The organism is Agrobacterium sp. NPDC090273, from assembly GCF_044772305.1.
GTDB lineage: Bacteria > Pseudomonadota > Alphaproteobacteria > Rhizobiales > Rhizobiaceae > Agrobacterium.
In genome coordinates this window covers 82354-106672 of sequence record NZ_JBIVYN010000010.1, presented here as the reverse complement: position 1 = coordinate 106672, position 24319 = coordinate 82354, and the positions used below count along the sequence as shown (strand labels likewise).

The 24319-nt window shown below is 55.4% G+C and carries 22 protein-coding genes and 1 pseudogene; 16 read left to right on the top strand and 7 right to left on the bottom strand.

Annotation, left to right across the window (positions count from 1 at the left end):
* The first annotated feature begins 95 nt into the window (after window positions 1-95).
* From ACIQT8_RS22385 to ACIQT8_RS22360, 6 genes are all read left to right on the top strand, one after another.
* Window positions 96-887 (top strand): DUF1295 domain-containing protein, encoded by a 792-nt coding sequence (locus ACIQT8_RS22385; RefSeq protein ID WP_400969929.1) that lies wholly within the window; start codon window positions 96-98, stop codon window positions 885-887.
* Entirely contained in the window at window positions 884-1909 is a 1026-nt protein-coding gene (locus ACIQT8_RS22380; RefSeq protein ID WP_400969926.1) for an SAM-dependent methyltransferase, read from the top strand. Before ACIQT8_RS22385 ends, ACIQT8_RS22380 begins: the two co-directional genes overlap by 4 nt.
* A gap of 219 nt (window positions 1910-2128) precedes the next feature.
* Window positions 2129-3193: an HlyD family secretion protein gene (locus ACIQT8_RS22375; protein WP_138792671.1), complete on the top strand. Its 1065-nt coding sequence runs from the start codon at window positions 2129-2131 to the stop codon at window positions 3191-3193.
* Between the two features lie 35 nt (window positions 3194-3228).
* A complete protein-coding gene (gene rbbA / locus ACIQT8_RS22370) occupies window positions 3229-5967 on the top strand; it encodes a ribosome-associated ATPase/putative transporter RbbA (RefSeq protein ID WP_400969923.1) in 2739 nt (912 codons plus the stop codon).
* The gene (locus tag ACIQT8_RS22365; RefSeq protein WP_400969920.1) at window positions 5964-7082 is read left to right on the top strand and encodes an ABC transporter permease; all 1119 of its coding nucleotides are present in this window, start codon (window positions 5964-5966) and stop codon (window positions 7080-7082) included. The genes rbbA and ACIQT8_RS22365 overlap by 4 nt, the downstream gene beginning before the upstream one ends.
* A gap of 135 nt (window positions 7083-7217) precedes the next feature.
* On the top strand, window positions 7218-7820 hold the full coding sequence (locus tag ACIQT8_RS22360; RefSeq protein ID WP_400969918.1) for a hypothetical protein: 603 nt from the start codon (window positions 7218-7220) through the stop codon (window positions 7818-7820).
* 49 nt (window positions 7821-7869) lie between these two features.
* On the opposite strand, the gene ACIQT8_RS22355 is transcribed toward ACIQT8_RS22360, so the two are convergent.
* Window positions 7870-8100 carry a hypothetical protein gene (locus ACIQT8_RS22355; RefSeq protein ID WP_138792668.1) on the bottom strand — a complete coding sequence of 77 codons (231 nt, stop codon included), beginning with the start codon at window positions 8098-8100 and terminating at the stop codon, window positions 7870-7872.
* Between the two features lie 90 nt (window positions 8101-8190).
* Here ACIQT8_RS22355 and ACIQT8_RS22350 point away from each other — a divergent pair, with 90 nt between their 5' ends.
* Window positions 8191-8607 (top strand): DUF1810 domain-containing protein, encoded by a 417-nt coding sequence (locus tag ACIQT8_RS22350; RefSeq protein WP_400969914.1) that lies wholly within the window; start codon window positions 8191-8193, stop codon window positions 8605-8607.
* Window positions 8608-8763: 156 nt separating this feature from the next.
* A complete protein-coding gene (locus ACIQT8_RS22345; RefSeq protein ID WP_400969912.1) occupies window positions 8764-10704 on the top strand; it encodes a DUF4139 domain-containing protein in 1941 nt (646 codons plus the stop codon).
* A 210-nt stretch (window positions 10705-10914) separates the two neighbouring features.
* Here the strand turns inward: ACIQT8_RS22345 and ACIQT8_RS22340 are convergent, their stop codons facing one another.
* From ACIQT8_RS22340 to ACIQT8_RS22325, 4 genes and pseudogenes are all read right to left on the bottom strand, one after another.
* A complete protein-coding gene (locus tag ACIQT8_RS22340) occupies window positions 10915-11304 on the bottom strand; it encodes a hypothetical protein (protein WP_400969910.1) in 390 nt (129 codons plus the stop codon).
* 188 nt (window positions 11305-11492) lie between these two features.
* On the bottom strand, window positions 11493-11807 hold the full coding sequence (locus ACIQT8_RS22335) for a hypothetical protein (RefSeq protein WP_400969908.1): 315 nt from the start codon (window positions 11805-11807) through the stop codon (window positions 11493-11495).
* A gap of 608 nt (window positions 11808-12415) precedes the next feature.
* Window positions 12416-12877 (bottom strand): hypothetical protein, encoded by a 462-nt coding sequence (locus tag ACIQT8_RS22330; protein WP_400969906.1) that lies wholly within the window; start codon window positions 12875-12877, stop codon window positions 12416-12418.
* Between the two features lie 267 nt (window positions 12878-13144).
* A pseudogene (locus tag ACIQT8_RS22325) lies at window positions 13145-13331 on the bottom strand (IS21 family transposase); the annotation flags it as partial.
* Window positions 13332-13698: 367 nt separating this feature from the next.
* Between ACIQT8_RS22325 and ACIQT8_RS22320 the strand changes: the two are divergent.
* From ACIQT8_RS22320 to ACIQT8_RS22295, 6 genes are all read left to right on the top strand, one after another.
* Entirely contained in the window at window positions 13699-14391 is a 693-nt protein-coding gene (locus ACIQT8_RS22320) for a FadR/GntR family transcriptional regulator (RefSeq protein WP_400970139.1), read from the top strand.
* Complete coding sequence (locus ACIQT8_RS22315) at window positions 14388-15560, top strand: PLP-dependent transferase (RefSeq protein WP_138792661.1); 1173 nt, start codon at window positions 14388-14390, stop codon at window positions 15558-15560. Before ACIQT8_RS22320 ends, ACIQT8_RS22315 begins: the two co-directional genes overlap by 4 nt.
* Before the next feature lie 37 nt (window positions 15561-15597).
* A complete protein-coding gene (locus ACIQT8_RS22310) occupies window positions 15598-16857 on the top strand; it encodes an ABC transporter substrate-binding protein (RefSeq protein WP_400969904.1) in 1260 nt (419 codons plus the stop codon).
* A gap of 153 nt (window positions 16858-17010) precedes the next feature.
* Window positions 17011-17943, top strand: coding sequence for a carbohydrate ABC transporter permease (locus tag ACIQT8_RS22305; protein ID WP_400969902.1), 933 nt, complete (start codon window positions 17011-17013; stop codon window positions 17941-17943).
* 3 nt (window positions 17944-17946) lie between these two features.
* On the top strand, window positions 17947-18777 hold the full coding sequence (locus ACIQT8_RS22300; RefSeq protein ID WP_138792658.1) for a carbohydrate ABC transporter permease: 831 nt from the start codon (window positions 17947-17949) through the stop codon (window positions 18775-18777).
* A 6-nt stretch (window positions 18778-18783) separates the two neighbouring features.
* Window positions 18784-19860, top strand: a complete 1077-nt coding sequence (locus ACIQT8_RS22295; protein ID WP_400969900.1) for an ABC transporter ATP-binding protein — start codon at window positions 18784-18786, stop codon at window positions 19858-19860.
* Between the two features lie 17 nt (window positions 19861-19877).
* Here ACIQT8_RS22295 and ACIQT8_RS22290 read toward each other — a convergent pair whose 3' ends face one another.
* Window positions 19878-21074, bottom strand: coding sequence for an MFS transporter (locus ACIQT8_RS22290; RefSeq protein ID WP_138792656.1), 1197 nt, complete (start codon window positions 21072-21074; stop codon window positions 19878-19880).
* 124 nt (window positions 21075-21198) lie between these two features.
* Here ACIQT8_RS22290 and ACIQT8_RS22285 point away from each other — a divergent pair, with 124 nt between their 5' ends.
* Complete coding sequence (locus ACIQT8_RS22285) at window positions 21199-22038, top strand: AraC family transcriptional regulator (protein ID WP_400969896.1); 840 nt, start codon at window positions 21199-21201, stop codon at window positions 22036-22038.
* A 23-nt stretch (window positions 22039-22061) separates the two neighbouring features.
* On the opposite strand, the gene ACIQT8_RS22280 is transcribed toward ACIQT8_RS22285, so the two are convergent.
* The gene (locus tag ACIQT8_RS22280) at window positions 22062-22952 is read right to left on the bottom strand and encodes a helix-turn-helix domain-containing protein (RefSeq protein WP_138792655.1); all 891 of its coding nucleotides are present in this window, start codon (window positions 22950-22952) and stop codon (window positions 22062-22064) included.
* A gap of 92 nt (window positions 22953-23044) precedes the next feature.
* Here ACIQT8_RS22280 and ACIQT8_RS22275 point away from each other — a divergent pair, with 92 nt between their 5' ends.
* Complete coding sequence (locus tag ACIQT8_RS22275) at window positions 23045-24316, top strand: ABC transporter substrate-binding protein (RefSeq protein WP_400969893.1); 1272 nt, start codon at window positions 23045-23047, stop codon at window positions 24314-24316.
* Window positions 24317-24319 lie beyond the last annotated feature (3 nt).

Below are 24319 nucleotides of genomic sequence, written 5' to 3'. Positions count from 1 at the left end.
TTTTTTTTCGCGCTGGCTGAAACCTGTTAGCGCCCATTCCCGTATTTGTTGCACCAAGAGCGGTATCGAATGCTCCCAAGTAGAGTGGTGAAGGAATGGATTGGCAGGTACTGGGATCTCTCGCGATTTTGCTGTCGCTCCTCATGGCGGCGGCATTCGCGGTTCAACGGATCACAGGCTCAAGCGGTTGGATTGACACAATTTGGTCTGCAGGTGTGGGTCTCGCAGGTGCTCTGGCTGCTGTTCTTGCAGAAGGCGCGGACTGGCGTAATTTCGCTGTTCTTGCGCTCGTGATTGTCTGGTCCCTGAGGCTTGCAAGTCACATCGGCACGCGCACCAGCGGCGGTGGCGAAGATCCACGTTATGCACGTTTGCTGGAGGAGTGGGGCGAGAAAGCTAGCATGCGGCTCTTCTTCTTTCTGCAGGTGCAGGCGCTGGCCGCCTTCATTCTGGTCCTTGCTGTCTACCTCGCTGCTTCAAACACAGCCGCATTTCCAAGGTTCACCGATATCGCCGCGCTGCTGATTGGAGCCTTCGCTGTGGCCGGCGAAGCTTCATCCGATGCCCAGCTATCGGCTTTCAAGAAAACACCGCAGGCAAAAACCGAGATATGCGAGGCTGGCTTCTGGCGATATTCCCGCCATCCAAACTACTTTTTCGAATGGTTGTTCTGGTGCAGTTTTCCGCTTCTGGCAGTCGGTGCTCAGCCATTGTCATGGCTTTCGCTCGCCGCTCCTTTGATGATGTACTGGCTGCTGGTTCATGTTTCCGGCATCCCGCCTCTGGAGGAGCATATGCTGAAATCCCGCGGCACCAGGTTTCGTGATCTGCAAAGCCGTGTGAATGCCTTTTTCCCTGGACCACGCAAGACCGGAGGTCGTCCATGAATATGCTTGCCTTTGCCATCAACGCTGCTGAACGCGCTCCCTTAAGTGATAGCGTGACCCTTGCCGGAATAGATTATCTCTGTGCAAGAACTAAGCGAAGGCTAGCCCGTATTTCTCCAGAAGCCGAAGCAGCTTTTGTTGCCGGCATGGCGAGCTTTCCTGTCGCGACCCATACCAATGACGCGAACCGGCAGCATTACGAGGTCCCGCCGGAGTTCTTTTCGCTAGTCCTTGGCACGCATCGCAAATATTCCAGCTGCTTCTATGCGGATGCGACCACCAGCCTTGACGAAGCCGAAATTGCGGCACTGGCCGAGACCGTGGGTCACGCCGGTCTCGCTGACGGCATGGATATACTGGAACTTGGATGTGGATGGGGCTCGCTGTCGCTTTACATGGCGGCTCTTTATCCAAAGGCCCGCATTACATCTGTGTCGAATTCCACATCCCAGCGTCGTTATATCCTCGACCTTGCCGCGGCACGCGGGCTGACAAATCTTTCCGTCGTGACGGCCGATATGAATGACTTTGCAACAGAGGGAAAATTCGATCGGGTCGTCTCGGTCGAGATGTTCGAACATATGTCGAACTGGCGGGCGTTGTTCGAACGGGTGCGCGGCTGGCTGAAGCCGGAGGGCAAGTTCTTCCTTCACGTCTTCAACCATAGAAGTCGGTCCTACCGGTTCGACCATAACAATCCCGCAGACTGGATTGCTCGCCACTTCTTCACAGGCGGTATCATGCCCGCTTTTGATCTGCCCCGCCGGTTTGGCGATCTCTTTCGCGTCGAGGAAGAGTGGCGCTGGTCTGGCGTCCACTATCAACGCACAGCGCTTCACTGGCTTGAAAATTTCGATCGGAAAGCAGCGCAGATCGAGCCAATACTGAATAAAACCTACGGAGAAGACGCTGCACTCTGGAACCGCCGGTGGCGACTGTTCTTCCTCGCGACGGCCGGATTGTTCGGTCATGAGAACGGCAACGTCTGGGGTGTCGGTCATTACCTGATGCGCTCGTCTTAAGGGCGTCCATCAGCACGGTCTGATCCTTTTCAAAAACCGCAGCCCATTTTGACTTGTGTCAATGTGGTGCTTCAGAACACGGCTTAAACAAAATCCGAAGGACCTTCCTCACCATGAAAAGGATGAGGAATTGGAGGCGGATTTTAAAAGCTATGGTGGCTGGCGTCTCGGATTTTAACGTACTATGGTTGAATTCCGAGGGGTTTTTGGGGAAGACGAATGTCGAAAAAAGGCTTGCTCATTGGACTGGCAGTTCTCGTTCTTGCTGCCGTCGCATATGTTTCCTGGTCGAAATTGACAGGTGAGGGATTACCTTCCGGCTTCATTGCCAGCAATGGCCGTATCGAAGCAGTCGAAATCGACATTTCCACGAAAACCGCAGGACGCCTCCAGGATATCGTTGTGCGCGAGGGTGATTTCGTCAAGGCCGGTCAGGTTTTGGCGCAAATGGATACTGCCCAGCTCGAAGCCAAGAAACGACAGGCGGAAGCGCAGCTTCGCCGCGCGAAAATCGCGATCGATACAGCCCATAGCCTTGTTGCGCAGCGCGAAGCAGAGAAGACATCAGCTTTGGCTGTGGTGGAGCAACGTAAGGCGCAGCTCGATTCTGCTTCAAAGACTTACACGCGCTCCAGACAGTTGCTGACCGGTAATGCGGTTTCGCAACAGATTGTCGATGATAACGAGGCGGCCGAGCTCTCGGCCCGTGCCACGCTCGCCTCGGCAGAGGCCTCGCTTGCAGCCTCCGATGCCGCAATCAATGCAGCCAAGGCTCAGATTGTCGATGCTGAGGCGGCCGTTGACGCCGCACAGGCTGATATCGAAAGCATTGAGACAGATATCAAGGATGCCACGCTGGTCTCGCCGCGTGATGGCCGCGTCCAGTACCGGATCGCCCAGCCCGGTGAGGTTCTTTCGGCAGGCGGGCGCGTGCTCAATCTTGTCGACCTCGGCGATGTCTACATGACGTTTTTCCTGCCGACAGCGGAGGCTGGCCGGACATCGATCGGGTCCGATGTTCGCCTCATCCTGGACGCCGCGCCGCAATACACGATCCCGGCCAAGGTGTCTTTCGTGGCGGATGTCGCGCAATTCACACCAAAGACGGTCGAGACCGAAGAAGAGCGCCAGAAACTGACATTCCGCGTCCGTGCCCAGATTCCCCTGGAACTGCTGCAGAAATATATCCAGTACGTGAAAACAGGTCTGCCTGGCATGGCTTACGTCCGGCTTGATCCGAATGCCGCCTGGCCGGAGAACCTTGAACGCAACCTCGTCAAGTGATGGTTTCCGCCATGGCTGAGCGTTTGGAAGCGAAAATGGAAATTGAACCGGTCGCGCGACTGAGTGCTGTGCGGCTGGCCTTCAAGAATACAGTGGCGCTCGACAGCATTTCCGTCGAAATTCCAGCCGGGCGCATGATTGGCCTGATCGGTCCCGATGGCGTTGGTAAATCCTCGCTTCTGTCGTTGGTGTCGGGTGCGAGGGCTATCCAGACAGGTAAGGTTGAGGTGCTGGGCGGTGATATGTCGAGCGCCCGCCACCGCGAAGATACCTGCCCACGCATTGCCTACATGCCGCAGGGCCTTGGAAAAAACCTCTATCCGACATTGTCGGTGTTCGAAAATATTGACTTCTTCGGCCGGCTTTTTGGCCTGGACGGCAAGGAGCGCCAGGCGCGTATTGCCGATCTCCTGAAAAGTACCGGACTTGAACCGTTCGCCGACAGGCCAGCCATGAAACTTTCTGGCGGCATGAAGCAGAAGCTCGGTCTTTGTTGTGCCCTGATCCACGATCCGGACCTTTTGATCCTCGACGAACCGACGACAGGTGTCGACCCGCTCTCGCGCCGGCAGTTCTGGGAATTGATCGACACAATTCGCGCTGGTCGCCCAGGCATGAGCGTGATTGTCGCCACCGCCTACATGGAGGAAGCCGCCGGCTTCGATTGGCTCGTCGCGATGGATGCGGGCAAAATCCTTGCTACGGGTTCGCCAGACGAACTTCTCAAGCGCACATCGGCCGCCAATCTCGACGCAGCATTTATTGCCCTTCTGCCAGAGACGAAGCGACAGGGGTACCAGGAGGTGCATATTGCACCGCGTCAGGCATCAGATGACGGCGATTATGCGATTGAAGCCTCGCATTTGAGCATGCGTTTCGGGGATTTTACAGCGGTCGACAATGTCAGCTTCAAAATCCCGCGCGGCGAGATATTCGGCTTTCTTGGCTCGAATGGCTGCGGCAAATCCACCACCATGAAGATGCTAACGGGATTGCTTGCCGCCAGCGAGGGCGAAGCGAAGCTGTTCGGCCACACCGTAGATGCGAGCGACATGGCGATCCGCCACCGCGTCGGCTACATGAGTCAGGCATTTTCACTCTACTCAGAGCTAACGGTACGGCAAAACCTCGATCTGCATGCGCGACTTTTCAAGTTGCCGGAAAAAACCATTGGGCCCCGCATAGAGGAGATGGCGAAGCGCTTTGATCTTGGTGACGTCATGGAAAATCTTCCGGATGACCTGCCACTCGGGATTCGTCAGAGATTGTCACTTGCTGTTGCCATGATCCACTCGCCCGATATCCTGATCCTTGACGAGCCGACGTCGGGCGTCGATCCCGTGGCGCGCGACGGTTTCTGGCAAATCCTTGCCGAGCTGTCCCGCAACGACAATGTGACGATCTTCATCTCGACCCATTTCATGAACGAGGCGGAACGGTGTGACCGCATTTCGTTGATGCATGCCGGCAAGGTGCTGATTAGTGATACCCCGGAAGGGATCACGAAAAGCCGCAACGCAGCGACGCTAGAAGACGCATTTATCGCCTATCTCGAAGATGCCTCGGGCATCAAGAAAACGGACGCCGCTGCCGCGCCTCCGGTCGCCGTTGTCCAGACAACCCACGCACCCCCTTCAAAAAAGCGGTTTTTCGATTTCAGGCGGATGTTCAGCTATACCCGTCGCGAGGCTCTGGAACTGCAACGCGACCCGATCCGCGGCACACTTGCCGTCCTTGGCAGCGTGATACTGATGTTTGTTATCGGCTACGGCATCAACCTCGATGTCGAGGATCTGACCTTTGCCGCTCTGGACCGCGATGATTCCACGATCAGCCGAGATTATGTCCTGGACATCGCCGGTTCCCGGTACTTCATCGAGAAGGAGCCGATCCGTGACTATGCCGATATGGACCGGCGAATGCGCGATGGTGAACTGAGCCTCGCCATTGAAATTCCACCTGGTTTCGGGCGTGACGTTTTGCGCGGCAAAACGGTTGAAGTCGGGGCGTGGATCGATGGCGCCATGCCGCAACGGGCGGAGACCGTGCGCGGTTACGTTCAGGGAATGCACCAGGGGTGGCTGACGCGCAAGGCGACTGAACTTTATGGTAGTGCTGCGACACAGAATTCCTTCAGCATCGAAACTCGCTACCGATATAATCCTGATGTGAAGAGCCTGGTGGCCATGGTGCCGGCAGTCATTCCGCTCCTCCTGATGCTCATTCCGGCCATGTTGTCGGCATTGAGCGTTGTACGCGAGAAGGAACTGGGCTCCATCGTCAATTTGTACGTCACGCCAACGACGCGACTAGAGTTCCTGATCGGCAAGCAGCTTCCATATGTTGCTCTTGGCATGCTGAACTTCCTTCTTTTGACAGCCTTTGCGATCTTTATTTTTCGGGTACCGTTTACCGGGAGCTATCTCGCCTATGCGACAGGGGCGCTGCTCTTCGTCATCATCGCCACATCGATCGGTCTCGTCATGTCGTCGTTCATGAAGAGCCAGATTGCCGCGATCTTCGGGACTGCACTTCTGACACTGATCCCTGCGACCCAGTATTCCGGCATGATAGATCCCGTCTCGTCATTGCGCGGAGCTGGCGCTGTTATCGGCGAGATCTATCCTGCGACGTACTTCATGACGATCTCTCGCGGCACTTTCTCCAAGGCACTTGATTTTGCCGGTCTGGCTGGCTCCTTTGTGCCCCTCCTGATTGCCGTGCCCGTCCTGCTTGTTGCCGGAGCTGCACTTTTGAGGAAACAGGCGTCATGACGTTTCTATCCTCAAACATCTTTCAGCTCGGCATCAAGGAGTTGCGTGGTCTCGCCCGCGACGGAATGTTACTTGTCCTGATCGTCTATGCCTTCACCCTGCAGATTTACACCGGCTCGAGTGCTCTGCCGGAAACGCTGAACAATGCTGCGATTGCCATTGTCGACGAGGATCAGTCGCCGCTTTCCGGACGTATCAGCACCGCGTTCTACCCGCCATACTTTGCGCCTCCAAAACAGATTTCTATTGCTGAAATGGACAAGCGTATGGATGCGGGCCTCGATACGTTTGCTCTGAACATCCCGCCCGATTTTCAGCGCCGATTGATGGCAGGCCAGCAGCCGGCGATCCAGCTCAATATCGACGCGACGCGTATGAGCCAAGCGTTCAGCGGTGGTGGATATGTCCAGACCATCATCTCGAGCGAAGTTCAGGAGTATGTGAACCGTTATAGAGGCGCAACGTCTGTCCCCGTAGATCTGACATTAAGGGCGCGTTTCAACCCGGAACTGGATAAATCCTGGTTCGGGTCGATCAACAACATCATCACTGCCATCACGATGCTCTCGATTGTGCTGACGGGAGCCGCGCTGATCCGTGAGCGGGAGCACGGCACGGTCGAGCATCTCCTCGTCATGCCAGTCACGCCATTGGAGATTATGCTGAGCAAAGTCTGGTCGATGGGGCTTGTCGTCCTCGTGGCATCGGCGTTTTCTCTCTTCGTCGTGGTCCAAGGGCTACTCGGTATCCCCATTGAGGGCTCGCTCTGGCTCTTTCTTTTGGGTACTGCGCTCCAACTATTCGCCATGACATCAATGGGTATTTTCATGGCGACTGTGGCCGGTTCCATGCCGCAGTTCGGCATGTTGCTGATCCTGGTTCTCCTGCCGCTTCAGGTGCTTTCAGGCGCGACAACCCCACGAGAGAGCATGCCCGACATCATTCAATACATTATGCTGCTCGCACCCAATACCCATTTCGTCATCCTTGCGCAGTCCATTCTGTTCAGGGGGGCGGGGATTGACGTCGTCTGGCCGCAACTCATGGCGCTTGCGGCGATCGGTGGTGTCATGTTCTACCTTGCCCTGCGGCGTTTCAGGACATTCCTGCGCTGAGGCACGACGGAGTTAGGATCGTGAAACCATGCCTTCGCTCGGCATTGAACTTTTTGTGTTCGGTTGCGGGATGTTAGGATCATGGAAATGTCCCTATTGGATCATGCCTATGCGGGGATGTTCAGGAGTACAGACATGAAGATTGTGCACGGTTTGATGCTGGCAACCATGTTAACGATGGCGACAACGCAAGCCTTTGCGTCCGAGGACATGGCCGAACCGACCCGAGAAGCAATTTTCGGTTTTGCCGGCGCGCTGACCACGGAAGACATGCTGAAGAGTGCGGCCCTTGTCCCGGTCGACTACGAGCGCAACGCCATCCTCGGCGGCGGTTATCAGTTCTACCCCTATCAGATCGGCAATGTGAGGCTGGGAGGGGAAATCGGAGTAGCCGCGAGGTTTGGCAAAGGGTTTACCGGCGAAATTTGGGCAGGTCCCGTTGCGCGCTATGAGCAGATCAAACTTGGCGAACGGCTCTTCATAACACCGAGTTTTACAGCAGGCCTCAGTCTTGTCACGGATGCGCAACCAGGCCGAGAACGCGAGCAGGAGATCAAGGACGACGGCAACGCTAATGTCCTTTTCTACCTCGGCCCGGAAATCAACGTCTCCTTTAGCGAGGATTCTTCGACCGAGTTCTTCTGGCGCCTCCATCATCGGTCCGGTGGGGGGAAGACACTTGGAAACATGAAGGGGGCAACGAATGCCAATGTTTTTGGCGTTCGTTACAAGTTCTGAGTGATCGGCGTCGCCCGACTTTCAGGCCTGTGCTGCGACTTACGTATTCTCATACTGTATCGGGAAGATCTTTCAGGATCAGCAGACGGTTCCCCGGTGAGAATGCGACGATCTTGTCCTGTTCAAGAGCTGTGAGGACGCTCATGATTTCGTCTTCCGTGAAGCCCGCAGCGGTCATCGGTACGCCAATGTCGTAAAGATTGATTGCCATTTCCGGCTTCGCTTTCAGTGCACGAAGTCGCTCGAAAAGCGCGGTTTCAGTCTCGTTAAATGTGCTCATGTCGCTATTCTATCGAAATTGGCCTGAATGTCTTCTGCTTGCAGGAGGCTTGGTGTTGGTCGCTTGACTGACAAAACGTGGGAGGAGCGCGTGCAGTCATTTGATCTCGAGCGATTTGTCCTGGCGCAGCGCGACGTTTACAGCACTGCCCTAAATGAGCTTCTGGCCGGTTCCAAGCGCTCACATTGGATGTGGTTCATCTTTCCGCAGATAAAGGGTCTTGGTCGTTCTGATATTGCGCGCTTTTATGCGCTGTCTGGCCGAGATGAAGCGCAAGCTTATCTTGACCACGTTGTCCTCGGACCACGGCTTGCCGAATGTACGCAGGCCATGCTGCGGCATTCTGGTAGCTCCGCAACCACCATTCTCGGGTCACCAGACGATTTGAAATTTTGTTCATCTATGACCTTGTTCGCGGCCATCAGTCGAGATGGATCATTGTACGAACAAGCCCTCCAGCACTTCTGTCACGGAAGACGTGATGAAAAGACGCTTGTTTTGATCTAGCCGTCGAGCGCGTCAGGGGATCGTCTCGCAACGAGCGCTGCAAAATCAGCAGCGATGCAAGGCGCGCCTCAAATTGCTCCAAAACGACGACGATAGTCGATGAATTGCAGCCGGGAGTTGCCTGGCGCTCTTCCATAGGCCGGCCAGGGAGATCTTATGACCACCACCAAGCGCGTTCTGCCAGCACTGTTCTTTTTACTCGTTTCATCAACTGCCTTTGCCGCCGTGAACGGACCCGTGAAATCCGTAACGCTGTCTTCCGGCGGGCTAGCCGAAATTGTCAGGTCCGCTGAAGTTGGGCAGGATTCCGAGGTCACCATCGAGGTGCCGCTTGACCAGATCGATGACGTTCTTAAAAGCCTCGTTGTCCGGGATAAGGAAGGTAGGGTCAAGAACCTGTCACTTGCTGGACCCAACCCGCTTGAAGAGACTTTCCGTACACTGCCGTTCAAGGCGTCTGACCTTACCTCAATGCCCAAGCTGCTGGATGCGATCAAGGGAGCACGGGTCAGGGCAGGGGATAGAGATGGCGTCATTCTTGGTGTTACGGCCAGCGAAGATGAAAAAACATCCAAAAGCTGGCAGTTATCCCTGATGATGGACAACGGCGAAGTTGCGATGGTTCCGCTGCCGGGCACCAAGGTTGAAATTCTGGACACTTCTGTCAGAGCCAAACTCAAGACCGCGATGGACGTGATTGCAAAAGGTAATACAGATGGAGCGCGCACTGTAACGCTGAAGCTCGATGGCGCTGCTTCCCGGGACGTTGATATCTCATATGTCGTACCAGCTCCGATCTGGAAGACTTCATACCGCCTTGTAACGAGCAAGGATGGTGAAGTCCGCCTGCAGGCGTGGGCAGTATTCGAAAATGCGTCAGGAGAAGATTGGAACGGTGTCGGCGTGACACTTTCTTCCGGAAAGCCGGTCACCCTCAAGCAAGCGCTTCATCGACACTTCATGCGTGACCGCACCGAGGTGCCAGTTGATACGGCGGCAGCCAGACTTCCGCGCGGAGTTATGGCGAAACCAATGATGGCTAGACACAACTTTGAGATTTCAAATCTCCTTTCCTCGCCCGCGGCAGATGCAATGGCTGGTGAGGCCGCGCCAGCTCCTTTCGCAATGGCTGCGGGTCAAGAAGCGAGCGCTGCCGAACAGGATGTTACGTCGACATTCGCTTTGAATGGCACTTACGACATCAAGAACGGCGATACGATTTCGGTTCCGATCATCGATCAGGGAGTGAAGGCTGACATGGTTTCACTTTTTCGAGCCGGAATGGTGAGTGACCACCCGGTAGCGGCTGCACTGATTGAAAACAATGCCGGGATCAGTCTGCCGCCCGGCATCATGACTGTTTATGATGAAAGTGTCGGATATGTCGGTGACGCGCAAATAAATGGACTGCCACGGGACGAAAAACAATCGGTGAGCTTTGCGGTCGATCAGAAGGTGAATGTAGACACAACGGTTAAGACCAGCCAGAACATCGTCAATCTCAAGGTCATCGATGGCATGATGCACGCAAAGTCATCAACCGTTGAAGAGGCGACCTACACTATCACGGGCGCTCAGGATGGCGAGCGTACCGTCGTGATTGAGGTTCCAAAACGGAGCGGCTGGACGTTCAAGGCCGAGGGACAGGATGATCCAACCGTCAGTGATTATCGCATAAAGACAAAACTGAAAGCCGCCGAGACGAAGACTGTCTCAACACGGTTTGAATTGATCAACGATGAAACCATTTCCCTTGTCGACGCGGACGCGTTCACTTTGGTCGCCTGGCAAGAGGCTGCTGTCGATGACGAGACGAAGGCAAAGCTCATAGAACTGGCAGATGCGCGCCGGAGCGAGAATGACGCTCAACTGAGACTGCAGGTTCTCGATCAGGACTACGACCGGGCATCGCAGGAGCAGGCGAGGGTTCGCGAAAATCTGCAGGCTGTTGGAGACGGCGATACGAAAAGTCGCTTCGACAAGCAGCTGAACCTTCTGGAAGACAAGCTCACTTCAATCGAGGGGCAGCGGGTCGAACAGCGGAAAATTCTAGACGATTTTACAGCAAAAGTGGGCAAGATCATCAGAACTTTCTGAGTGATGTAGCTGCAAATGCGATGAGCAAAGAAGAACGATTTTAGTTGCCTTCGTTTCGAAGGCAGCTGAGGTTGCGTTCTTCTGCGTATTGATCCTACTCGCTCATATTGGGCTCCACCTATCGGCGCCGAATGATGTCTCCATTGCAACCTAGGTGCCTTTGGGACCTGCATCTTGACCACTCTACGACACCGCAATATCCGCTAAACTTCATGGGCTGCGATCGTCGGAATTGATCGAACTGGAGGGCTGGGCAACATGGCTGGCCTGGCTCTGTCGCAAAACATGTGCACTTTCTGCCAGTATCTCGCGGTACCGCTGGATCTTGGCTGTTTTCATTCGAACGAACTCATCCCTAGACACAGTGGATTGCTTCATCGGTAACGCTGCTTCGTTCTCGAGAAGGTCAAGCAAGAGGTTCCGCATTACGGCGTTTTCCTCTTGGACATTTGCCAGCTCAAGCTTTATCCCGCTCGACGCAAGTTTGCGCGCGATAGCTTTCTCGATATCTTTTTCGACAAGGAGTGTCTTTGCGGCATAGTATCGGCAAACAAAAAATGCCGTGACGACAGCGCATAGTGCTAGGGAAACGTAAAACATCTTGACCTCCAGGCTATCCTGTAGGTCGGCACTCCCGGCACATTTTTCAATATGCAGCAGCGCTCAGCAAGTCAGACTGGCTTTAGGGAGGATGACACTCGGTTGCCGTTGGCGCTGTACGCGCAAAGCCCAGCCTGTCGCCAGGACCATTTCACTTCAAACGCAGCCAACCTATGTGATCCGGTGGATCAATATGTGGAGTGGTAAACCACTTTACGTACGGGGTAGGCGAAGGGCTCACCGTATTCCAGGATGAACCCCATGCGGGACAGGCAGATGCGCATTTCTGGAGAGCCATTCGGGATGTGATAAGCGCCGATGCGAGTGTTTGAAGGATACCCGTCGTAACCGCACTGATAAAGCGCGTTTCGATAAGCCGTCTCAAGTACGCGATCACCGGCAACTTGGACCGCGCCGTAAAGGTGCCAGTCGTTCCGTGCTTCGGCTATAGTTGCCGCGCAGGTGAGGCCGATTATCGTGCTCAGAACCAGCTTGAGTTTCATGATTTTTCTCCCGAGAAATCCGTTCAAGGCAGAACGGATAGTGGGTCATTCGGTTCCGAGTCACCACGATCCCACAAGATGGTTTTTCGTCCGAACCATTTCGCCAACTGGCGATGTTTAATAGGGACCGGGCTCGCCAAACGAAGCCGTGGTTCCACCGAGTGGCTGGATATCATTCTTTTCCAATGGGTTGGGCTGGTCTGCCAGCGCGGTCTCGATGTTCGAGATGCCCTCCTCGGTTATTTCAATTTGAGCTTTTCTGGAAACGTGACACAGCTGCACCTCAGCTGTAATAGGTAAGTCTCAGTCGGTAAAAAAGTGAGAAAAAGCCCGCCTTTCAGGCGATATCAGGAACCCCAGGTGTCCCAAAATACGGTTGGACAAAGAAAACCAGGCTGTTCGCATGGTTTGAAGTAGGGAATGTGTGGAGGTTAAAATGACTGTTTGAACTCGCTGCGTAGGTGAAAATCCTCACCAGCGCGGGTCTCACTAATCGCTGGTTGAGGCTTGGTCCTTTGGAGAAAACTGTCGAAAGTCTCCCGTATCACCGATCCGCAGGCGACGCTGACGTTTTCTCGGTGAAACAATGCCAATTTAACGGCCGACCATTAGGCCTTGATCGACAGGCTACGGTCACTGTTGGTTGGTGGCAATTTATCAAAAATCGCCTTGATGACACGGGTACGCTTGTCTGCGTCCCGGACGCTCATGTTCATATAAAGCTGTCCATCCGTCATTGTGAAATCAACAGTAAATGGCGCGCTGCTGTAAACGCCTCCATGCCCGGGTTTCCATCGCCCTATACCACTCACTGTCTCAGAGGCTCCGCTCTGATCGACATCAACAACAGCAAACCAGCCATTACTTGACGTTATTCGCAACACAGAGCCTTGCTGCTCGATGGCAATCTGGCAACGGTCGCATTGCCCGGCATTTGAAACGATCTGTTGCCAGTCCCCTGTAAAATGGGACTGGTCAGCCCTCACTTGGGTTAAAGCGCCAAACGCAATTGCCATAAAACAAAAGAACCCATTGACCCTTCGCAATATCGTGCCCCTTGTGACTATCATCTCGACGCTTTCCTCCAACCAGCGCTCGCGCGCTCTGCTTCGGAACAGAACCACCGCTCGCCAATTCAGTACGAATGATTGTTGCCTTTGATATTGCATTCGGGATCATACAATTCACGTGGAACCAGAGAATATGCGCCTCCCGCAAGGAAGGCGGCCGCCGAAGACGCGATGACCAAAAGTGAAAAATCAATCAGGTCACAATTATAGGTGGCGGCGATTACGTTGAGATTTTGAAAGTCGTTAAATTTCGAGCGAATGGGCGCGGAAGGACAGCGGAACGAATATGCCGACGGCCCGTCGTCTGCTGCTAACGCTATCGTTCTGCTCGCCAATCACGGGCGAAGGCGGCAACCCGACCATAAAAGCCGGTAAAGCCGAGAGCCACCAGATCGGCAAGAACCTGCTTCGATGTTCGTCGCTGCTTGCGCGACATTCCGGCCTCCGTATTCAGTCAGGCCGCCAGCTTGTCGGAAAATCGACTGCTTCTCACGCAGCGCCATCCAACGGATGACATTTGAACGTCCCATGTGGATCACTCCGTTGCCCCCGTCGCTCTCCGCGTTGGGGGAAGTTTCACATGGCTCAATTCTCAATGGAAATTATGCGCTTAACCGGATCAGTTCTGCGTGCAAACCAACCCGAAATCACTTTGTGGCACGTGAGACTTCCTTTCGGGACACGAAACCCGAGTTTCGGGCCGAGCCAGAGTTGCTTACTGCATCAGGCTTGCCAGTTGACAACCGATTTTCTGTTTGAAATGGTAAGATGTCAGACCAATTTAGGGAGTCGTCTTGGACAGGACCAGCAGCCGGGAATTGATGCAGCCGATACCGCCGAGCGACCGTGTGCGCCAGGTCGAAGCTGCCCTTTCCGATTATGTCGAGCGGGCTGACCTTAAAGCCGGCGATCGGCTTCCAGCCGAACGAGAATTGATGGCAGCACTTGGTGTTGGCCGTTCCACAATCCGTGAAGTTATTCGTAAATTTCAGGCGCTGGGTGTCATCGATAGCCGTAAGGGTAGCGGCAATTACCTGCTCAAGCCGATCTCTGCGGCCACCGTGCATATGCCCATTTCCATTGAGGCCGAAAGCCTCCGTGATGCCTTGCTGATGACCCTCGAGGTTCGGCGTGGCATCGAGGTCGAAGCCTCAATGGCAGCGGCGCGCCGGCGCACGGCTGATGATATCGCGACGATGGAAGCGCGGCTCGACGAGATGGAACGTGTCCATCTTGCAGAAGGAACTTCCGGCAAAGCAGACCTTGCCTTCCACCTCTCGATTTATGACGCCACGCACAACCCGCTTTTCAAACAGCTACTTGAGCAGATGCGTGAAGGGTTCGAACGCTTCTGGTCCAAGCCTTTTGATCGTCCTGATTTTGCAGGGCGATCCTTTCCGTTCCACCGGACGCTCTTTAACGCAATCGCGTCTGGCAATGCTGATGCTGCGCGCGAAGAAACACTTAAAATCCTCGCCGTGGTCGAGGAAGATATCAAGGACATGTCGAAATGAGCCAAGGCAACGATCTCTTTGATCCCGCCTCCCTGATCGTTGCACACGATGAGACCCATGCTTTCGAAGCCGTGGTGCCACCGCTCGTGCAGACGTCGCTATTCACCTTCTCCAGCTATGACGAGATGGTCTCGACCTATCGCGGTGAAAAGACGCGTCCCGTCTACACGCGTGGTCTTAACCCGACCGTTCGGCTGTTTGAAGAAATGCTCGCCAAGCTTGAAGGAGCGGAGGATGCGCTCGGTTTTGCAAGTGGCATGTCGGCCATTTCATCGACCGTTCTGTCGTTTGTTTCCCCGGGTGATCGCATCGTGGCGGTTCGCCATGTTTACCCCGATGCGTTCCGTCTTTTCGGCACCTACATGAAGCGCATGAATATCGAGGTCGTCTATGTTGATGGTCGCGATGAGGCTGCCGTTGAAAAGGCGATGCCGGGCGCAAAACTCTTTTACATGGAAAGTCCGACAAGCTGGGTGATGGAAGCGCATGATGTCGGCGCGCTTGCGGCCATCGCACGCCGCCACGGCGCTATAACCGTCATCGACAACTCATGGGCCAGCCCGATCTTCCAAAAACCGATCTCGCTCGGCGTCGACCTCGTTCTGCATTCGGCGTCGAAATATCTTGGCGGCCATAGCGATGTCGTCTCCGGTGTGGTTGCAGGCTCCAAGGCAATGATCGATCGCATTCGTGCGGAAACCTACCCCTATCTCGGTGGCAAAATGTCACCATTCGATGCTTGGCTCCTCATCCGAGGCCTACGGACACTGCCTATCCGCATGAAGGCGCACCAAGAATCGGCACTCGAAATTGCCAACCGCTTGCAGGCGCTCGATGTGGTTGAAACGGTTTGCCATCCAGGCCTCGCCAACCGTCTGCCGCCCGGCCTCAACGGAACGTCGGGTCTGTTTTCTTTCATCTTCAAGCCTGGAGTTGATGTGCGCGCTTTCGCGAACCAGCTCAAGCTTTTCAAACTCGGTGTTTCCTGGGGAGGGCACGAAAGCCTGATCGTCCCCGGTGAAGTGGTGCTCGAACAGAAGGCGCAGCCAAACTCTGCCCACACGTTCGGCATTAGCGAACGTTCGGTGCGCCTGCATGTCGGGCTCGAAGGCACCGAGGCGCTCTGGAAGGACCTTGAACCGGCGATCAAGGAGGCTTCAGCCGCCTGACCGCTTCTTGAAACTGACGACAAAAGGGGAGAACAACATGAAAAAACTGGTAACCGCAGCACTCTTCACCGCCATGATGGCTGGAACGGCTATGGCGGACACGACCTTGAAACTAGTTGAGGTCATTACAAGCCCAGAGCGCACGGAAACGCTCAAAGGCATCGTTTCGAAATTTGAAACCGCCAATCCGGGGACAAAGGTCGAAATCATCTCCTTGCCCTGGAGCGAAGCCTTCCAGAAATTCGCAACCATGGTGTCAGCCGGAGATGTCCCGGATGTCATGGAAATGCCCGATACCTGGCTGTCGCTCTACGCCAACAATGGCATGCTCGAAAGCCTGGAGCCTTACCTAGCCAAATGGGAGCATACGCCGGGCCTCAGTGATCGGACACTTGAGCTTGGCCGTGACGTAAAGGACACGGCCTACATGCTGCCCTACGGATTTTATCTGAGGGCCATGTTCTACAACAAGAAACTCCTGGAGCAGGCCGGTGTGAAAGAGCCGCCGAAGACGCTGGACGAATTTGCCGACGCGTCGAAGAAGGTTGCCGCCCTGCCAGGCAAATACGGATACTGCATGCGCGGTGGACCTGGCGGACTGAACGGTTGGGTGATGTTCGGCGCGTCGATGGCTGGCTCCAATGAGTTCTTTACCAAGGATGGAACGTCGACCTTCGACAGCCCAGGCTGGGTAAAGGGTCTCACCTATGTGGTTGATCTTTACAAGAACGGTTATGCTCCAAAGGACAGCGTAAACTGGGGCTTCAACGAGATCGTCGCCGGTTTTTACTCTGGCACCTGCGCATTCCTCGATCAGGATCCTGACGCACTGATCGCAATTGCTCAGCGCATGAAGGCCGAGGACTTCGGTGTGATGACCATGCCGAAGGGCCCAGACGGAAAGACGTTCCCGACGATTGGTTTTGCGGGCTGGTCAATGATGGCCAAATCCGAGAACAAGGACTTGTCCTGGAAGCTGATCGAAACCCTCGAAGGGCCGGAAGGCAATATCGAGTGGAACAAGAAGACGGGTGCTCTGCCAGTGCACAAGTCGGCTGAAAAGGATCCTTTCTATGCGAGCGAACAGTTCAAGGGCTGGTTCGATGAGCTTGCTGACAATAATGCCGTGCCAACCACGATGCCGACCTATCTGGAGGAGTTTGCCTTCTTCAAGGATTCGCTCGTGATCAAGACGTCGCAGGAAGCGCTGCTTGGCGATATTACGCCTGAAGACCTCGCCAAACAGTGGGCAGATTACATGACCAAGGCGCAACAGAAGTTTTTGGCGTCCAAGTAACTGACAATAACGGCCGCACGGGTTTTCCAACCCCGTGTGGCCCTCTCGCCGGGGCCCTCGGGCCATCGGCCTCATTTTCCAGATTTTGTAGATCGGCACGGTTGATCGCTGGATCAGTCGTTCTCGACCGATGGCCGATCGGGGAGCGAAACTATGTCTTATGCCCTTGGCGCTGGGCCGGTGGTCGCGCGCAAACCGGCGCTCAAGCATTTTGCCGATTGGGCAGAGCCCTGGTTCTACAGTGCGCCCGTTCTTGTGTTGATCGTTGCCGTCATGCTGGTACCGTTGGTGCTGGGCCTGTCTTATGCCTTCCGGGACGTGCAGCTCCTCAACCCGTTTTCCGGCGGATTTGTCGGGCTCGAGCACCTGAAGACGCTCTCCCAGGATGCCGCTTTCTATCGCGCCTTGAAAAACACCCTTTGGTGGACGGGCGCTTCGGTCTTCCTGCAGTTCTTTTTTGGCCTCATCCTTGCATTGCTGCTGGACAAGCCATTTGCGGGCAGGGGAATTGCGCAGGCTCTCGTTTTCCTTCCCTGGGCCGTCCCGACATTTCTCGCCGGGCTGAACTGGGCGTGGCTTTTTAACCCCGTTATCGGACCTTTGCCGCACTGGATGGTATCGCTTGGTCTGCTGTCAGCGCCCAACAATATTCTTGCCGACCCGCAGCTTGCCATGTGGGGCCCGATCATCGCCAATGTCTGGTGGGGAATTCCATTCTTCGCAATCACCCTTCTGGCAGCACTACAGGCAATCCCGCGCGATCTCTACGAGGCAGCCTCAATCGATGGCGCCAATCCGTTGCAGCGTTTTACCTCGATTACCTTGCCGTTTCTCGCGCCGACGATTGCGATCACCGTCCTGCTTCGAACCGTATGGATCGCCAATTTCGCCGATCTCATCATCGTTATGACAAATGGCGGACCAGCGGACCGGACGCAGATCGTTGCAAGTTACATTTTCACGCAGGCTTTCAAGCGCCTGGACTTCGGTTACGCATCGGCAATCGCGCTCGTTTTGCTGGTGCTCTTGCTGGCATACTCGATGGTGATCGTGATCATGCGTCAGCGCCTGATTGAAAAGGACTAGACGATGGCTAGCAGGATTTTCCTCACACTGGCGCATCGCCTGGCTATTCTTGCCTATATCGTCTTTGCGCTTTTCCCGCTTTTTTGGCTGCTAAAGGTGTCTGTGACGCCAAATGACCTCCTCTACAGCGAAGGAGTAAGACTTTGGCCGTCGCAAGCGACGCTGGACCATTACCGTTTCGTCATAGAAAACAGTGCCTTCCCAACGTTTTTTAAGAACAGTGTCATTGTTGCGGGCTCAACGGCACTTGCCGTTACGTTACTCTCGTCGCTATCGGGCTATGCTCTGTCTCGTTTTCACTTCAAGGGAAAGTATTGGATCGTCGCCCTGATGCTGATTACGCAGATGTTCCCGCTGGTCATGCTCGTTGCACCAATCTTCAAAATGCTGTCGCCGCTCGGATTGACCAACAGTCTGACCGGCCTCGTCATCGTTTATACCGCCTTCAACGTGCCGTTCGCCACCTTCCTGATGCAATCGTTCTTCGATGGCATTCCGAAGGATCTGGAAGAGGCGGCCATGATCGACGGTGCAAGCCGCTTCGTGGCGTTTCGGCAAATCATCCTTCCACTCACGCTTCCCGGGATTGCGGCAACGCTTGGTTTTGTCTTTACCGCCGCATGGAGCGAGTTGCTGTTTGCCCTGATGCTGATTTCAGGCAACCAAAGCGCAACGTTCCCGGTCGGACTTTTGACCTTCGTTTCCAAATTCTCCGTCGATTTCGGGCAGATGATGGCTGCGGGCGTGCTGGCACTCATTCCGGCCTGCCTCTTCTTCCTGCTCATTCAACGTTACCTCGTGCAGGGCCTGACGGCCGGCGCGGTGAAAGGATAATTACCCATGGCTTCAATCGAGTTGAAGAAGATCGTCAAAACCTATGGCGACCATCCGGTCCTTCACGGAGTTGATCTCAAGATTGATGACGGCGAGTTCATTGTTCTTGTCGGTCCATCCGGCTGCGGAAAATCAACCTTGCTTCGTATGATCGCTGGCCTTGAGGAAATCTCCTCCGGGGAACTTTCTATCGATGGTCGACGCGTCAACGACCGCAAACCAAAGGACCGGGATATTGCCATGGTGTTCCAGTCCTATGCGCTTTATCCGCACATGAGCGTCGCGGACAATATGAGCTACTCGTTGCGGCTGCGACGGAGTCCAAAAGAAAAGATTGCCGCTGCCGTCTCCGGCGCTTCTGCAAAGCTTGGGCTTGATCCTTACCTCGCACGGCGTCCAAAGGCACTTTCGGGAGGCCAGCGGCAGCGCGTCGCGATGGGCCGGGCCATTGTGCGCCAACCGAAGGCATTTCTCTTCGACGAGCCGCTGTCAAACCTCGACGCCCGCCTTCGCGAACAGATGCGCGCTGAAATCAAGCGCATGCATGCCGACCTCGGTGCAACATCCGTTTACGTGACACACGACCAGATCGAAGCAATGACGCTCGCATCGCGTATCGTTGCCATGAACGCAGGTTACGTCCAGCAAATCGGCGCGCCGCTCGATCTTTATGATCGTCCCGCCAATCTCTTCGTTGCGGGTTTTATCGGGTCGCCCGGGATGAATTTTCTTGAAGGCCGCTGCATTCACGAAGCAGGCACAAGTTTCGTCGTTCTACCGAATGGCACGCGTCTGGCGCTTGGTCGCGTTGTGCCGGTCGTCAACGAGGAGCAGGTTACGCTCGGCATCAGGCCTGAGCATGTTTCGGTGGCGCCCTCTGATGACGGCGTCGAGGCGGCCGTCGATCTCGTCGAGCCGACAGGACTGGGCGTTATCCTGCACCTGACAGTGCACGGCCTGCCCTTCAAGCTATTCTCTTCTGATCGTGCACTTCTTCAGCCAGGAAAGTCTTTGCGGGTGGGCTTCCCGCAGGAACGTCTTCATCTCTTCGACAGGAACGGAGATCGGGTAGGAGACACTTGATCTCCTACCCGCGTTTTTTAGCGGTGGCTCGGCAACTTCGGCAGGAGCACCGTCAGCAAGCCAAGCAGAGGCATGTATGAGCTGATGCGATAGACGAATTCGATGCCTTCGCGATCCGCGAAGATACCGAGTACGGCTGCGCCAATACCGCCGAAGCCGAAGGCGAAGCCGAAGAACATGCCGGCAATCAGACCGACGCGGCCTGGAACCAGTTCCTGGGCAAAAACAACGATTGCGGAGAACGCCGAAGAAAATACGAAGCCGATCACAACGACGAGAACCGCGGTCCAGAACAGATTTGCGTAGGGCAGAAGCAGCGCAAAAGGAATGACACCGAGGATCGAGAACCAGATGACAACGCGCGATCCAAATCGGTCACCGATGGGACCACCGAAGAATACACCCGCTGCAGAGGCTCCAAGGAACAGGAACAGAAGCAATTGTGCGTCCTGCACGCCGATACCGAACTTCTCGATCGTGTAGAAGGTGAAGTAGCTGGAGAGACTTGCAAGATAGGCATTCTTCGTCGCAGTGAGGACCACGAGAACGCCGAGCGTCATCATCACGGTTCCGCGCGACAGTGGCAATGCGCGGCTGATCGTTGCCTTGCCGGCTGTGGTCCGGCGATGACGGCTGTACCAGACGCCCACCCAGGAAAGTACGGCAAAACCAGCCAGCGCAATCAACGAAAACCAGCTCAGGCTCTGCTGGCCGAGCGGAATGACGATAAAGGCTGCAAGCAGCGGGCCAATTGCCGTGCCGGTGTTCCCACCGACCTGGAAAAACGACTGAGCCAGTCCGTGTCTGCCGCCTGAAGCAACACGCGCAACACGGGAGGCTTCAGGGTGGAAGATTGCCGAACCGATGCCAATCAGGCAGGCGCCTGCGACCAGAACAGCAAAACTATGCGCGAAGGCCAGTGTGATCAGGCCGGCGCAGGTCGAAAGCATTGCCACCGGCAGGGAGAATGGCATGGGGTACTTGTCGGTGACGAGACCGACAGCTGGCTGGAGAAGTGACGCGGTAACCTGGAAGGCGAAGGTTAGAAGGCCAATTTGCACGAAATCCAGCGCATAGTTCTGTTTCAATAGCGGATAAAGCGACGTCAGCAGCGATTGCATGATGTCGTTGAGCATGTGGCAGAAGCTCGCCGCTGCAATGATGGAAAACGTCGTGCGTTGGGGGCTGAACCCAGTGCCGGTCACGGTAGCCATGGTATTTCCTCTTTCGGCTCCCCGCCTGGTTGGCGGGAGTACATCTTTATTTCGATCTGCTTTTATCGTTATTGTTTCTGGCCTGCCTTTGTGTTTTGGACTGTTATCTTCGAGAGTGGGCCAAATGACGAAAATCAAGCCGCGCGATATGATAGACCTGACCCTTGTTGACCACGAAACCAGCCTGCGATTGATCGAGGGCACGAATGAACCTGTGCTGGCGTTGCACCGGATCTACCCGAGCGGTCACCATACGCCGCTGCATCATCACGCGCGGGCGCAGATTTGGTGTGCCCGCAAGGGTGTCGTGTTGGTCAGTACTGCCGGCGGGCGCTGGATGATACCACCGGACCACGGACTGATCATTCCCGCAGGCATGAAACATGAGGCGGATGCAATCAGCACTGTGGAGATGTATTCGATCTACGTGCATCCGGACCTCTTCTTTCCGGAAACGCCCAAGGTCGTGGAAATTACCGGATTGGCTTCCAGCCTGATCCTCGAATTGCTGAGCGAAGACCAAAAACCGTCGGCGTTCCACAGGCAAGGTCTTGTCAGGGCGTTACTGCTGGATGAAATCAATGGTTTGCCGGAGCGTCCGCTCGGCTTGCCGTTCCCGCGAAATGCACGTTTGGCGGCGCTCTGCCGGGATTTCCTGAAGAGACCCGTCGTGAAGATCGAGATTGACGACTGGGCGGCAGCAATGGGGATCAGCCGCCGGTCGTTTACACGGCTTTTCCGTAGCGAGCTGGGCGTAAGTTTCGTTACCTGGCGCCAGCAGGCGTGTATTTTCGCTTCGCTTCCACGGCTCGCAGAAGGGGAATCAGTGACAACTGTGGCGCTTGACGCTGGTTATGAAAATATCTCCGCCTTCACCACGATGTTCCGGCGCATGCTGGGGAGTTCCCCGCGCGCCTACGGAAAACGGACAGTAAGTGAGACAATCTCTATGACGGATGCCTGAGTAGCTCGAGCAAGACGGGAAAATTAGGCCGCCGTCGCACGCATGTCCCGACGAAAATCTGACGGAGACATGCCGGCAATCTGCCGGAAGGCCTTGTTGAAAGCGCTGACAGAACCGAAACCGCTTTCCATGGCGATCTGCAGGATATTGTCGGAGCCATTCATCAACATTGCCTGTGCACGCGAAAGTCTGAGCAGCGTCAGGTATTTGATCAGCGTCATGCCCGTCGATTTGCGAAAGAGGTTCATCGCGTATTTCGGATGCAGTGATGCTGCGCGCGCGATATCTGCTGCATCGATATCGTCGAGAAAATTTGCCGCGATATAGTCGCACATGCGCACAACTCCGGCCGACGGTGCCATGCCTTCATCGTCTTTCGCGCGCTTTCCGTCCGCCGCAGACGAAACAATGGAGTAGGGCTCCAGGAACATGCGCTCTACGCGCAACCGGAGTTCTTCGACCGCATGCTGCGCCTTGGCCGGATCGCCGGACGTCGCGTAACGGAACCAACGAGGAAAATTCTCCCGGTCGGCTCCGTCTGTTGCTGACGTAACCATCGTCGCACCTCCCATCAACATGCCCGATACCGCAGCAGGCAGCCGCATGCGAAAGAAGTGTACGAGCGGCAGGTGCGCCCCGGCATAAAGCGAATCGTCCGATGAGTCGTCCATCTGATGTGGCTGCCCGCCCCAGAAGAGACAGATCTCGCCCGCGTTCAGTTTCAAATTGTGGTCGCCGATGCGGTAATGGACCGATCCTTCCATCACGTAATTCACCTCAACCTGTGCATGCCAGTGGGGTCTCAGCATGATCGGCGGGTGATTGTGGAAGAACTGCAGTGTTGTCGGCATGCCTTCGATGCTGCTCGCGCCGGGTTGATAAACCGCTCTTTCGGCAATCTTACTTTCCGCCAAATCGATGTTCCCTTTTTACGAGACAGATTTCCTGCCGTCGCTAATCTGCCCACGTTCGCTAAAGAACGGCAATTGAAAAAGGGAGGTTTTCAATGTGCTCTAAATTTCTTGGCGCGTCGACAGCTCTAATGCTGCTGGCCGCTCCGGCATTTGCGCAATCGACCACTGTTACAATCTGGAGCTGGAACGTCGCCGCGTCTGCGTTGAAGTCCACCGTCGAAGGGTTCAATAAGCAAAACCCTGACATTAAGATCGTTGTTGAAGATCTTGGAAACAATCAGGTTTTCGATAAGACGCTTGCAGCGTGTGCGGCTGGCGGCGATGGCCTGCCCGATATCGTGACGGTTGAGAATTTTGAGGCCGAACTCTTCTGGAGCCGCTTTCCGGATTGTTTCACCGATGTAACGGCACTCGGATACACGCCTGAGAAACAAGCCCTTTTCCCGGATTTCAAGCGAACGGAACTTGAGGTCGACGGTGTGGCCTATGCGGTTCCGTGGGATTCTGGCCCGGTCGCTGTTTTTTATCGTCGCGATTTCTATGAGAAGGCGGGCGTCGACCCTGCAACCATTAAGACATGGGACGATTTCATCGCTGCAGGAAAGAAGGTCATGGCTGCCAATCCTGGTACGGTCATGGCACAGGCGGATTTCAATGGCGACAGCGAATGGTTTCGCATGATCGCCAACGAGCAGGGTTGCGGTTACTTTTCGACTGACGGACAAAACATCACCATCAACCAGCCTGCCTGCGTTGCGACGCTGGAAAAGGTGAAGGAGATGAAAGACGCCGGGATTATCACGGCGGCAATCTGGGACGAAAAAATCCAGGCGAACACTGCCGGCAAGGCAGCGAGCCAGATGTACGGTGCATGGTATGAGGGCACGGTGCGTTCCGGCTCGCCCGATCTCTCCGGAAAATGGGGCACCTATCTCATGCCCAGCCTGACGGCGGACGGTCCGCATGCGGCCAATCTCGGTGGCTCTTCACTCGCCATCAGTTCCGTATCTGAAAACAAGGAAGCAGCCTGGAAGTTCGTGGACTACGCACTTACCACGAACGAAGGCCAGGTGACGATGCTGAAGTCGTTCGGTCTGGTACCATCGCTCCTCTCGGCCATTGATGATCCGTTCGTCAAACAGGCGCAGCCCTATTGGGGCGGCCAGGCTGTCTGGACCGATATCCTAGCGACCTTGCCGAAAATTGTCCCGAGCCGAGGCACGGCATTCCAGTCTGACGCCGACGCAATCTACAAGGCCACACAGACGAAGTACTTCGCTGGTGGTTATCCCGATGCAAAGGCTGCACTCGACGATGCCGCCAAGCAGATAGAAACGGCAACAGGCCTCCCGCAGACGCAATGACAC